General features: G+C 64.7%; 12 protein-coding genes and 1 pseudogene. 6 read left to right on the top strand and 7 right to left on the bottom strand.

The window, feature by feature from the left end; translation table 11 throughout:
* Nucleotides 1–202, top strand: a 202-nt coding sequence (locus tag AC1DFR_RS21575; protein WP_476874433.1) for an ArsR/SmtB family transcription factor, incomplete at its 5' end; no start/stop codon positions are given.
* On the top strand, nt 199–717 hold the full coding sequence (locus tag AC1DFR_RS21570) for an SRPBCC domain-containing protein (protein WP_476851070.1): 519 nt from the start codon (nt 199–201) through the stop codon (nt 715–717). The genes AC1DFR_RS21575 and AC1DFR_RS21570, both read left to right, overlap by 4 nt.
* Before the next feature lie 191 nt (nt 718–908).
* On the opposite strand, the gene AC1DFR_RS21565 is transcribed toward AC1DFR_RS21570, so the two are convergent.
* The 3 genes and pseudogenes from AC1DFR_RS21565 to AC1DFR_RS21555 all read right to left on the bottom strand — a co-directional run bounded on the left by AC1DFR_RS21565 (nt 909) and on the right by AC1DFR_RS21555 (nt 3,553).
* A complete protein-coding gene (locus tag AC1DFR_RS21565) occupies nt 909–1,085 on the bottom strand; it encodes a hypothetical protein (protein WP_476851069.1) in 177 nt (58 codons plus the stop codon).
* Nucleotides 1,086–1,589: 504 nt separating this feature from the next.
* A pseudogene (locus AC1DFR_RS21560) lies at nt 1,590–2,591 on the bottom strand (IS30 family transposase); the annotation flags it as partial.
* Nucleotides 2,592–2,713: 122 nt separating this feature from the next.
* The gene (locus tag AC1DFR_RS21555; protein WP_476874432.1) at nt 2,714–3,553 is read right to left on the bottom strand and encodes a sulfurtransferase; all 840 of its coding nucleotides are present in this window, start codon (nt 3,551–3,553) and stop codon (nt 2,714–2,716) included.
* Nucleotides 3,554–3,679: 126 nt separating this feature from the next.
* On the opposite strand from AC1DFR_RS21555, the gene AC1DFR_RS21550 reads away from it, so the two are divergent.
* On the top strand, nt 3,680–3,850 hold the full coding sequence (locus AC1DFR_RS21550) for a helix-turn-helix domain-containing protein (protein ID WP_476851067.1): 171 nt from the start codon (nt 3,680–3,682) through the stop codon (nt 3,848–3,850).
* A 419-nt stretch (nt 3,851–4,269) separates the two neighbouring features.
* Here the strand turns inward: AC1DFR_RS21550 and AC1DFR_RS21545 are convergent, their stop codons facing one another.
* Nucleotides 4,270–4,563 (bottom strand): YsnF/AvaK domain-containing protein, encoded by a 294-nt coding sequence (locus AC1DFR_RS21545; protein ID WP_476851109.1) that lies wholly within the window; start codon nt 4,561–4,563, stop codon nt 4,270–4,272.
* 598 nt (nt 4,564–5,161) lie between these two features.
* Entirely contained in the window at nt 5,162–5,428 is a 267-nt protein-coding gene (locus AC1DFR_RS21540) for a GlsB/YeaQ/YmgE family stress response membrane protein (protein WP_476851066.1), read from the bottom strand.
* A gap of 494 nt (nt 5,429–5,922) precedes the next feature.
* On the opposite strand from AC1DFR_RS21540, the gene AC1DFR_RS21535 reads away from it, so the two are divergent.
* Genes AC1DFR_RS21535 through AC1DFR_RS21525 form a run of 3 tightly spaced genes read left to right on the top strand, consistent with a single transcriptional unit; the run spans nt 5,923 to nt 8,471 of the window.
* Nucleotides 5,923–6,204, top strand: a complete 282-nt coding sequence (locus AC1DFR_RS21535; protein WP_476851065.1) for a DUF3311 domain-containing protein — start codon at nt 5,923–5,925, stop codon at nt 6,202–6,204.
* On the top strand, nt 6,201–7,895 hold the full coding sequence (gene mctP / locus AC1DFR_RS21530; RefSeq protein ID WP_476851064.1) for a monocarboxylate uptake permease MctP: 1,695 nt from the start codon (nt 6,201–6,203) through the stop codon (nt 7,893–7,895). The genes AC1DFR_RS21535 and mctP overlap by 4 nt, the downstream gene beginning before the upstream one ends.
* Nucleotides 7,896–7,949: 54 nt before the next feature.
* Nucleotides 7,950–8,471, top strand: a complete 522-nt coding sequence (locus AC1DFR_RS21525; protein ID WP_476851063.1) for a hypothetical protein — start codon at nt 7,950–7,952, stop codon at nt 8,469–8,471.
* A 150-nt stretch (nt 8,472–8,621) separates the two neighbouring features.
* On the opposite strand, the gene AC1DFR_RS21520 is transcribed toward AC1DFR_RS21525, so the two are convergent.
* On the bottom strand, nt 8,622–9,083 hold the full coding sequence (locus AC1DFR_RS21520; protein WP_476851062.1) for a hypothetical protein: 462 nt from the start codon (nt 9,081–9,083) through the stop codon (nt 8,622–8,624).
* Entirely contained in the window at nt 9,080–11,584 is a 2,505-nt protein-coding gene (locus tag AC1DFR_RS21515; RefSeq protein ID WP_476856340.1) for a molybdopterin oxidoreductase family protein, read from the bottom strand. The genes AC1DFR_RS21520 and AC1DFR_RS21515 overlap by 4 nt, the downstream gene beginning before the upstream one ends.
* Between the last annotated feature and the right edge of the window lie 115 nt (nt 11,585–11,699).

The following is an 11,699-nucleotide window of genomic DNA, read 5'->3' as shown; positions in this document are numbered from 1 at the left end:
GCGGCACCTGCGGGTGCTGCGAGAAGCGGGTCTGGTCGAGGTGCACCAAGAAGCGCAACGGCGGGTTTACTCCCTCCGCCCACAGCCGCTCACTGAGATCTACGACTGGCTGGATCGATACGTGGCCCTGTGGGAACAGCGGCTGGATGTCCTGCACACCGAAATAGCACGCGGCAAGCGTGAGCGAAGGAGCACCCCGTGACCAACAACACCCCTGGAAGCGTGCGCACGCTGGGCACCCTGCGAGCGGTGGAGGGCAACGGCATCGTGCGTCTTGAGGTCCGGTTCGACACCGATAGGGAGGACGTGTGGTCGGCGCTCACCGATTCCGGCCGTCTCGCCCGCTGGCTCGGCGAGGTAGAAGGCGATCTTCGCGAGGGCGGTGACTTCAGGGCCCGCTACTTTGCCAGCGGGTGGGAAGGCAGTTGTCGTGTGGAAGTGTGCCAGCCCCCACAGTGGCTCCGGATTCTGACCACGGCCCCAGACGAACCGGACGGCGTGATCGAGGCGACGCTTAGCGCTGACGGCGATCAAACCATCCTGGTTATTGAGGACCGCGGCTTGCCTCTGGAGCAGATCGCCGCCTACGGGGCAGGAGACCAGATCCACGTCGAAGATCTCGCCGCCTACCTCGCCGGACGTGACCGCTGCGACGCACGGGTGCGGTGGCAAGAACTCCACCCCGCATACCAGGAGCTGGCCGCAAGGCTCACCTAGCACGACGGCAGATCTGCCGGTCGCAACCCCCAGCGGGTTCCAACGTTGAAACTCCTTCGTCCGCGGCGCCCTGACTGAGACCCCAAGTCGATGAGGCACCGAAGACGGGCCCGCGACAAGACTTCCCAGTCATCGCAGGGTGGGGCAAGTTTCAACCGCCCTCGAGGGGCCAGAAATACGTGACACAACCATCAGAACCGTGACAGGAGCCGAGCCATGGACTGGACTGTCCCGGCCAGCGCAGCGCTGATTCCGGCCAAGGCCAGTAGTGCGCTCATGGCGATGATCTGAGCCAGGAAGAATGGCAGCGCCACTCCAAGTGTGGCGGCGTACGTCAGAGTAAAACTCAACGTTGGAGGTTCGCTCATGCAACCGTGACCTCCAGCCAGATTCTATTTGCCTCGTTCTCGTCAACACTAGCTGCGGGGCTCTCCCATGCGTCGATGCAGCGCGGGCACTCTGATCCGGTGGGCCTCGGGCCCTTGCCGCGCGGCGGGTGCGGAGGTAGGTTTTGCAAGCCGTGGCCGTCCGCCCGCAGTGGGGCGCGCCGCGCGGCGGTGGTTGACCCGGGTGTGGCGTGGGAACCCGCCCGGGCCGACCACCTAAACGTGTGGGCTGACGGCTCCGGTCCGGCCGGTGGGATGCGGGACAGTGGAGGGTCGGCTCTCAGGCTGTTCTCAGCGCGAAGAGGGACATTGAAAATAGCCCCGAAATGCCGACCCCTGCTCCGCCTTCGACCCAAAGACTCCGGCCGCACGCTCTCCTCAACCGGCGTGCGGCCGGGCATCACGTCGCCCCCTGCAGAGTCAAAAAGCACCTGGAATGGATAGGACTCGGGACTGCCTTCCGTTTCGCATGCAACAACTAGGCCCGTTGATGCCCCGCTGCCAGCGTGAGTGCGGATCGCAGAAGTAAATGTCGATACCGGCGTCCACTTTCACGGTTTTCCAGTCCTGCATTTCGATGCCCTGGTCCCAGGTGAGGGAATGCCTCAGCGCCTCGGGGAGCGTCTTGATCTTGGCTGCCAGGGCGTCACGCATTTGTTCTGCTTTGTATCTATCCGGCAGGTGAACGAGCATCGTGTAGTTGGTGGTTCTCTCCACGAGGGTCCCGATCGCGGACTGGTTGCCCTTGCCGATGATGAGGTCACCCTTCCAATGCCCTGGCACCGCACGGTCCTGAACCTCCGCGGGACGCTCGGAGATATTGACCATCCCCGGGATCCGGTTCTTCCGCTGACCGGCCTTCCTGCAGGGCTGCCGGAGCGCACGTCCGGTGCGTAAACACGCGGCCAGATCACGGTTGAGTGCTCCGCGGGACTGAACGTAGAGGGACTGGTAAATGGTCTCAGGTGACACCCGCATCTCCGGTTCATCGGGAAACTCAACCCGCAGGCGTCCTGCGATCTGCTCCGGCGAGTACTTCTTTTTCAGGTCCTCTTCCACCTTCGCACGCAACACCGTGTTCGTGTGCAGTTTCGACGGTTTCGGCCGCGAAGCCCGCTCATACGCCAACGCGTGAGCCGATGTTGCCCGGCAGGGCAACCCGGCCACCGAATTGCGCCGAAGCTCCCTGGACACCGTCGAGGCCGACCTGTCGATCACGACCCCGATCCGGCGCAGCGAGTGTCCCTGGGCGCGCAGCACCGCGATCTCTTCACGCTGGGCGAAGGTCAGGCACCTGCCCTTCAGATCCCGGCCGCGGCGTGGCCTGACACCCCCGGCTTCGGCCAGGACCCGGCGACCGGTCCGCCTGCTCGTATCGATCGGCACAACAGCGTCCGTGATGAAATCGCCGGCCTGCATCCCGGCCCAAAACAGCTGCAGAAGATCCGGTCTTACATAAATTGAATACCTCGCCACGACAACACCCATCCGCTAAGTGTTGCAATCACCGCAAGAACCCAAGGATCCCTTACCGGGCCAGACTGAGACTGTCTCCACTCTTCAGGATGGAGGTCGTGGTTTCGACCCGAGCGGGCATCGTAGGTCGGTTGTCAGCCAAGCTCGGCTCGACGGCGAGGCTCGGCTCCGTACTCTGACCACCGGCCTGCGTAGAGACGGCCGCGGCCGAGTCCTGCATGCTCGAGAGCGAGAAGGTTGTGGCAGGCCGTGACGCCTGAGCCACAGTAGGAGATGACGGCAGTCGCGTCTTCGATCCCAACCTTCGCAAACGCTCGTCGGACCTCGGCGATCGGGCGCAGGTGTCCATCGGGGGCGAGGTTCCCACGGCACGGGACGTTCACTGCGCCGGGGATGTGTCCGGCTTGGGGATCGGTGGGCAGCTGGACGCTTCCGTCGAAGCGGTCGGCATTGCGGGCGTCGAGGATGATCCCGGCAGCCCCTGCGGTGATGTCCTGAAGCTGGGCGAGACGGGCCTCGGGCCACGGAGACGGCGTGAAGGTCGCGGGCGCCGGCTCCACGGGCGTCGTCTCCAGCGGTCCCGTCCATGCGGCAATCCCGCCGTCGAGCAACGCCGCCCGGTGCCCGAGCGCACGCAGCATCCACACGAGCCGCGCGGCGATGACTCCCCCCGCGTCGTCGTAGGCGATGACGGTCGTGTCGTCGCCGATTCCCAAGGAGGACATTCCATGTGCGAACACTTCAGAGTCGGGAAGCGGGTTCAGCCCGTGTGGTCCCGAATTGCCCGACAGCCATGCGGCCAGGTCCACGAACACCGCATCTGGAAGATGCCCGCCGTCGTACGCTGCACGGCCCGACCCGCCGTCGAGGTACCAGCGAACATCAGCGGTGACAACGTTACGTCGGTTCGCCTCGAGCCACGCGGCATCAATAAAGGGTGGAAGATCTTCTTGGGTTATCCGGCTGTCGTCCATACAGTGCAGGCTAGAGGATGTGTCCATAATTTGAGCAAAAATGTTCTATGATGTGGACATTCTGCAGAGGATGCGCCGCACCACGGCAGGCGCCCGTAAGCCGGTCGATCACCGTGCCCAGGAAACGTGCCGCACGTCTTGGCCGCCGCCAACAACCGCCACGGCGGAAGACCCCGCAAAGTGGACGACGCTGCCGCTGCCAGGGCCAAGGAACTCAAGGGCAAAGGAATCAGCGCCCGCGACATCGGCAAGATGCTCGGAGCATCCCGCGCCACGGTCTACCGATACCTTATATAGGCAACGCGGAGAGCGATCCCGACAACGCGGCGATGACATCCAAGCGGTCCGCCCAGCCCTCGTCCGCGAATGTCCGGCACGTCCCGCCGGTGGGTGCCGGTCTGGCCGTCCTGGCGGGCACCCATCAGACTGGCATATTCAGGAGGTAGGGCCGGTCCCGGACGTTCTTGTCGACGACCCCGCTTCGATTGCGGCCAATTCGTCAGAGGCGCTCATGAGGGCCCTCCTCTATGAAGATCTTGCCAACAGACTAGTCCCAATGCGGGGCAATGGAACCGGTGCTCAAGTACTCCCTGGCGCCACCGAAATGGAGCTCAGTGCCAAGGCGCAGGTAGGCCCGATCCTATTCCAACGGGCTCGATCCAACGCCCAGGCAAGTGCGACTGTTCCTGCCTGGGGGCATTTGCTGGTTCTAGGGTTTAGCCGCCGCTCTCCTCGGGTCCTTCGGTGTCGATGTGTTCTTTGCGGACCTTCTCCTTGATGGTCACGTCTTCGGTGACCGTTTCCGTGCCGATGTGGACCCGTTCGACCGGGACAGTCTCCTTGGTGACGATGATTCGTTCCTCGTGGAGGATGATCTCGTTCTCATCGTCCGCACGGTCCGCTACGTCGTTGCGGTTTTCCTCCGTAATCGGTTCTCGCTCGATCCGTACTTCTTCGCGCTGCACTGGAACGGTCCTGGTTTCGTATTCCGAGGTGACGTATTTGCGCAGGCGTGCCCCGCCCGCGGCCGGCTGTTCGGCGCCGCCCCCTGCCGGGCGCGGCTGGGGCCGGGTTGTGGTGTCTTCAGTGGTGGGCGCGGTGGCGTCGTATCCGGGGTGCCGGTGGCGGCAGGGGGAGTACTGCGGTCTGTTGCGGTGGTGTCTTGTGTGGCGGGGGCCAAGGTCTCGTCGGTGGTGGCGTTGTACCCGGTGGTGGTCGGTGTCCCGGTGCGTTGCGTTCCGGGGTCGGGGGTGGAATCTGCCGCATCTGCCGTCGCCTCGGTGTAAGTGCGTCCGGTGTCGAGCTGATAGTGCTGGTAGAGCCGGCCTTCCTCGGCAGGCTCCAGTGGCCGATCGGCGTCGATCCTCGGCGCGTCCTTGACCTGGTTTTTGCTGTAGGGGACCACGATGTCATTTCCCTCTGTTCGGGCTCCTTCCAGGGGTACGAAGGATTCGGACATTCCGAATAGGCCCGTCCTGGCGGTTACCCAGCTCGGCTGTCCGTCATTGTTGTCCACGAAGGCCTGGCCGATGGAGCCGATCTATTCTCCGTCCTCTGAAAGAACATTTGCGCCTTGGTTGAGCAGGGGCAGCAATGGGCCGGTGGACCTTATGCCCTGCTTCTGCGGCCGGCAACGGCGCCATAGATCAAGAGCACAATAACGGCCCCGAGGATGGAGAGGAGCCAGGTCCGCAAATCGAAGAAGTCAGCGAGGCCTCCGCCGAAGATCAACGAACCTATCCAGCCTCCGAGGATGGCGCCCACGACGCCAATTACGAGTGTGATCACCCAGCCGCCTCCCTGCCGGCCGGGAAGGACCGCCTTGGCGATAGCTCCTGCGATAAGGCCGAGAATGAGGAATGCAAGAATTCCCATGACTGTCCGTCCTTTCGGTTGCCGGTCGTGGAATGCGGCCGATATCAAGATCTAATCAGCATGCTTAGTAGCACGCAATACCTCGTGGGCGGTGGCGCGTCAGTGCTCAATATCCGCCGCTAGTGGCCTCACAGATCAGACTGGATCGTTGGGACTCCGCCGGGGCGACCCTTTCATGCCAGACGGTCCCGCGCGGTGGCGGACAAGGCCAAACCGTAGCTGAGCGTCGATCGGCTGGCGGATCGTATTCAGCTCGTGTCGACGGCCTGAAGTCTGGCGTGGGGGGCTGATTGGGCAACCAACCTGAATTGGGGACATCGGCGCCGCTGTTGGCTTGCTCCTCGCCGTCGGAGGCGGATGCATTTGCCCTGTTGGAGAATAAATCCAGTGTCTATCCTGTGTGTAAAGACCGCTGTGACAGACGGTCCACAGGCCGCCGGCACGTCCCGGGAAGTCCTCCCGCTCCGGGGGCCCGTCTCAATGAGGAGGCGTCGATGTCCAGTCCCGATGTGCCAACGCGCGGGCCGGCCAGACCCGGTCCATATGTCGTCACCGGAATCCTGTTGGCCATCGCCATTGTGATTCCGTTGTATGTGCCCGCGTATTCTGTCGGTGAGCCGCGTTTGGCCGGTATGCCGTTCTTCTACTGGTACCAGATGATGTGGATTCCGATCACCTCGGCCCTGGTGGGGATCTCCTACTGGCTGGTCGGCAAGGAGGATCGCCGCCGGCGCGAATCCGTGCGCGGCGTGACCGGTGATGAGGAGGAGCGATGAGCGGGGCAGCCGTGCCGCTGGCCGCTCCGGACCGGCCCATTAGCTGGGTTCCACTGACCATTGTGATCATTCTCTTCGTCCTGGTGGCGGTCTTGGGGTTCGTGGCTGCGCGGTGGCGGCGGGGAGAGGGGACAGGGCTGCACAGCCTTGACGAGTGGGGCCTTGGGGGCCGCGGGTTTGGAACCTGGGTGACCTGGTTCCTGCTCGGCGGCGACCTGTATACTGCCTACACTTTCGTGGCCGTTCCGGCTGCAATGTGGGCCACTGGCGCCGTCAGCGGATTCTTCGCGGTGCCGTACACAATCGTTCTGTACCCGATCGTGTTCCTTTTGATGAGCCGGTTGTGGTCCGTCTCGCACCGGCATGGGTTTGTCACGCCGGCCGACTTCGTCGGCGGCCGCTATGGCAGCAGGGCGCTGACCCTTGCCGTCGCCGTCACCGGCATCGTCGCGACGATGCCCTACATTGCGCTTCAGCTAGTCGGAATCAAGGCCGTGCTCACGGTGCTGGGCCTGGGCAGTGCGGAGAACGTACTGCTGACCGACCTGCCGCTGATCATCGCGTTCGTGGTCCTGGCCGCGTATACGTACACCTCGGGCCTGCGGGCTCCGGCCCTGATCGCCGTTGTGAAGGATCTGCTGATCTATCTGGCGGTGATCGTCGCGGTAATTTACCTGCCGATCAAGTTCGGCGGCTGGGGTCCCATCTTCGACTCTGCCGAGGCGAAACTCGCTGCGGTCAACCCTGCCACCGGTAAACCCACTGGAGTCTTCATTCCGGGCGCGAACAGTTACTCGGCCTACTGGACGCTGGCTCTGGGCTCGGCCTTGGCGCTTTTCATGTACCCGCACTCGATCACGGGCGTCCTGGCGACCAAGAGCAGGAATACGATCCGGAAGAATGCCGCGGTGCTGCCGCTGTACTCGTTGATGCTGGGGTTCTTGGCTCTGCTGGGCTACGTGGCCATCTTCGCCGGAACCAATCCCGTTGACGTGAACGGCGCTGTCAACCCGCAGTTGGTGGTCCCGCAGCTGTTCCTGGATCAATTCCCGGCCTGGTTTGCCGGAATCGCCCTGGCCGCCATCGCCATCGGGGCTCTGGTCCCGGCCGCGATCATGTCGATAGCCGCGGCGAACCTGTTCACCCGCAACATTTACCGCGATCTGATTAAGCCCGACGCCACTCCCCGGCAGGAAGCAAAGGTGTCCAAGATTGCGTCGCTTGTGGTGAAATTCGGTGCATTGATTTTCGTCATTGCCATGGACCAGTCGGCAGCAATTAACATGCAGCTCCTCGGCGGCATCTGGATCCTGCAGACCTTCCCGACGATCGTGGCCGGGCTCTACACCCGCTGGTTCCACCGATGGGCGCTTTTCGGCGGCTGGGCAGCCGGAATCATCTATGGCACCATCGCGGCGTACAACGTGGTCAACCCGGTCACGAAGGCCTACTTCGGGGGCTCGATCGCGGCCATCCCCGGAACCGACATACAGGTCTACATCGCCGTTGTGGCGTTTGCGATAAACCTTGTGGTTGCCACCGGCCTATCTCTGCTCTTCCACGCAATGAAGCTCCCTGGTGGGAATGACATCACCCGCAGCTCGGACTACGGCGCCGACGAGAACGATCCAAAGATCGCCCAGATCGAGCGCGAGCAGCCGCTCGCTGAACCCGGCGCCCCCACGTTCTAGGTCACTGGGGACCCGAGACCGCACAGGAGCCCGAGGGACGAAAGGTATATGACCATGAACGCCGGACAGCACGGCAAGGGCACAACCGGGGAGAGTTCCTTGGCCGCGTACCTGCACAGTCACTTGATAGCCGCGGCGGCGGGGGAGCGACTCTTCGAACAGGCGGCCAAGACGTGGAAGGACTCGCCACGCGGCAGTACCATCGCGCGGCTCGCGACGGAAATCAGTGCCGACAAGGCAACCCTGGAGGGCATCACCGAGGGGCTCGGTCTAGGCATCCCGGCCTACAAAAAGCCCTTCGCCTGGACAGGGGCGCACCTCGCGTCCCTAGGCCCGCTCAATCCGCTCCACGCCAGGATCGGCGCAGCCGAACAATTGGAACTCGAAGCGCTGATCAGTGCCGTCACGGGCAAGTCGCTGCTCTGGAGGACCTTGGGTCTCCTGTCCCGCACGGACCCGCACGTTGGACAGGAGCAGGTGGCGAGTCTGCTGGACCGGGCAACGGCACAGCTCCGCGAACTCGAGGGTCTCCTCTTGGAAACCGCGGCGGAACGGTTCACCGACGCCGGTCAGTGAGACCCGGACGTTCGTCGACGATCCTTCGACCTGCGGACCACAGCGCTGCAACGTTAGCAACGTGGCGGGGCACCCCTACCCGGGTTCCATCGCAGTGAGTCCGTTGGGGTCATCCTTCCGGACGCCGCCGTGTGGTCCCTTTCGATGGCCTCAGCGTGCTGCGATGAGGGCCTGGGGTGCGGCTTGTTTCATCCGGGTTTGCAGCCAGCGCAGCTGGGTGGCCGTTTCGGCGTCGCATTTCTCCACGACGGCGAGTAACTCTATATCGCGCAGCGCGGACCCGGCCTGTTTGACCATCGTCCAGGTGACGTCGACGAGGCTGGCCAGCAGGTAGAGGTCCTGCAGGTCGCGCAGGAGACCGACGGGACCGTTCCGGGTTGTGGCCAGGCCCTGGGCGTGGAGCCGTTCGGGCTCGTTGTCGGAGCTGTTTTCGCCGTAGCGCTGCACGACGGGCCCGAGGAGTTCCCCGTGCCGGTCGCACTGGGCTGCCAGGGTGCGGCAGAGGAAGTGAACATCTGGCTCGGCACCGTGGCCCTCGGCCACTTGGCGGAAGGAATCGGCGAGCGTGTTCTCGGCCTGACGGAGCATGCCCAGGTAGATGTTCAGGTTCACGGCCGGCCACCCTCCGTGGTGTTTCTGAGCGCGTCGGGGAACTGGGGTGCAGGTTCGATGTCCGTTGTTTCCGTGGCTTGGGCCCCGTCGCCGCCGGCCGTGGCCGGGACCGGCGCGGTGCCAGGCGCCGCGGCGGGCCGGGACGCTGTGGTGGTCGGGGCCGGCGCCGGTCCGGTGGCATCGCCGATCTTCTCCACGGTCACCGCCGCGTTTTTGAACATCGGCTGCTTGGATACGGGGTCCCATTCGGTCAGGGTCAGTTCATTCGCGGCCGTCGGGTGGGTCCCGGGGCGGCCGCCGGTGTCCCAGTAGCCGTAGTGGAACGGGGCGAACACGGTGCCGGGCGCGATGCCGCTGACTCGTGCGGGGACCTCGATCCGGCCCCGGCGGGAGGTGACCCGGACCAGGTCGCCTTCGGAAATGCCGAGCCGGTCCGCGTCCTCCCGGGCCAGTTCTACCCAGGCCCGCGGTGCCGCGTCGGCCAGGGGCCGGGAGCGGCCCGTTTTGGTGCGAGTGTGGAAATGGTACGCGGTGCGCCCGGTCGTATACCGGAGCGGGTAGTCTGCGTCGGGTTCCTCGTGCGGCGGGTGGAACGGGGCGGTCTTGAACAGGGCCCGCCCACCGGCGCCCTGGGCGCGGAAGGCCTGGGCTCCCACCGTTGCGCCGGTGAGCAAGTCATGGCCGTAACTTTCGCAATAGTCGGGGTCTGTGGGGAAAACGCCGTCTCCGTACAGGCGGTCCGTTCCGTCGGGGTGGTCCTCGTTGCAGGGCCAGGGGATGCCGCTGCCGCCGCGCAGCCTGTCGTAAGTGATTCCGGTGTAGTCGCACGGGCGTCCGCGGGAGCAGTTTTTCCACGCCTCGAACGCGTCCTCTGGCCCGGCCCAGTCCAGCAGCGGCCCGCCATTTAACGTCGTGAAATCCATCCTGCGCGCGTAGTCGAGGAAAATGTCCAGGTCGCTGCGCGCCCCATCTGGAGGCTCAACCGCCTTGTCGGAGATGTGCACAATGCGGTTGACGTTGGTGAACGTCCCGGTCTTCTCGCCCCACCCGGCTGCCGGAAGCACCACGTCCGCGTACTGTGCTGTTTCGGTGAGGTAGAGGTCCTGGACGACGAGGAAGAGATCGGGTTTGGCGAGGATGTTCCGGATCCGGGGCAGTTCGGGCATGGACACTGCCGGGTTCGTCGCCGAGACCCACAGAAAGTCGATCGAGCCCTGTTCGGCATAGCGGAAGATCTGCATGGCATGCGTCGGCGGCGCCCAGTGCGGGATGGTCATCGGATCCACGTTCCAGAGCCGGGCCAGTTCCTGGATGTGATCGGGACTTTCCCAATTGCGGAATCCAGGCAGGTCCCCGTCCGCGCCGCATTCCCTATTGTTCTGAGCCGTGGGCTGGCCGTTCATCTGGAGGACCCCGCACCCTGGGCGGCCGAGCATCCCGCGCAGCAGGTGCAGGTTGTTGACCTGGCACGACGCCGCCGTCGCCTGCGAGGACTGGTAGAAGCCCTGCAGCACCGTGGAGACAATCCGATCGGACGTGCCGAAGATCCTGGCTGCGTCCCTGATGTCCGACGCCGGGACACCGCAGACGGCGGCAGCCGCCTCGGCCGTCCACGGCTCGACCACCTTCCGGAGAGCGTCCTGGCCCAAGGTGTGGTCGCGGACATAGCCGGCATCATCCCAGCCCTGGGCCAGCACCTCACGGACGAGGGCGTGCATGAGCGCAAGGTTCGTGCCGGGCCGGATGGCCAGATGGACATCGGCGTGGCGGGCGACCTCCGTGTCGCGCGGATCCACGCAGACGATCCGGGGCCGGTCCGTGCCCGCGATCCGGTCCAGGACTCTGGACCAAAGCACCGTTTGTGTCTCGGCCATGTTGTGGCCATAGAGAAAGAGCGCGTCGCAGCTGTCGATATCGGTATAGGATCCGGGCTGGCCGTCGGCGCCGAACGACTCCTTCATGGCCGCCGCCGCGGTAGCAGTGCACAGCCGGGTGTTTCCGTCCATGTGCGGGGTGCCGATGCCGGCCTTCCCGATCACGGCCAGCGCGTAGTACTCCTCCAGGAACAGCTGCCCGCTGGTGTAGAAGCCATGGCTGAGCGGACCTCGCTCCGCCAGCAGGTCCCTGCTCCGGTCCACAATCCGACGCATCGCCGTGTCCCAGTCGCATTCGACCAGTTGCCCATTCTCGCGGACCAGCGGACTCGTCAGGCGGTCCTTGTGCGACACACCCTGGCGGCTGGCAAAGAGCCCCTTCGGTCCCAGCCTGCCATGGTTGACCAGATCCTGCGCCCGGCCGCGGATCCCGACCATCGCGCCGTCCTTGACGGCGATGTCGCAGGCACATCCGTTGCTGCAGAGGACGCAGGCGGACTGCACCCACCGGTCAACACCGTCCTCAGCGATGCCGTCGTCCAGGACCTGGTCCACCCGGACCGGCCATAAACTGTCCCGCGAGTACGGGGTCCGGGTTCCCCAAATATTGGCTATCCGGTCGACCATGTCACTCCTCCTCTACCTTCAGGCGGGAACATTGTTGGTTCGCGTCCGGGCGCGGAAGCCGCGGACCGTCCTCTGTGCCCTGCCGGTCGCGACAGGAAATGCCTCAGCTCCGGCC

It is taken from the genome of Arthrobacter sp. 05T410 (assembly GCF_056396505.1).
Note: the sequence above shows the minus strand (reverse complement) of the source record. Positions and strands in the feature narration are given on the sequence as shown.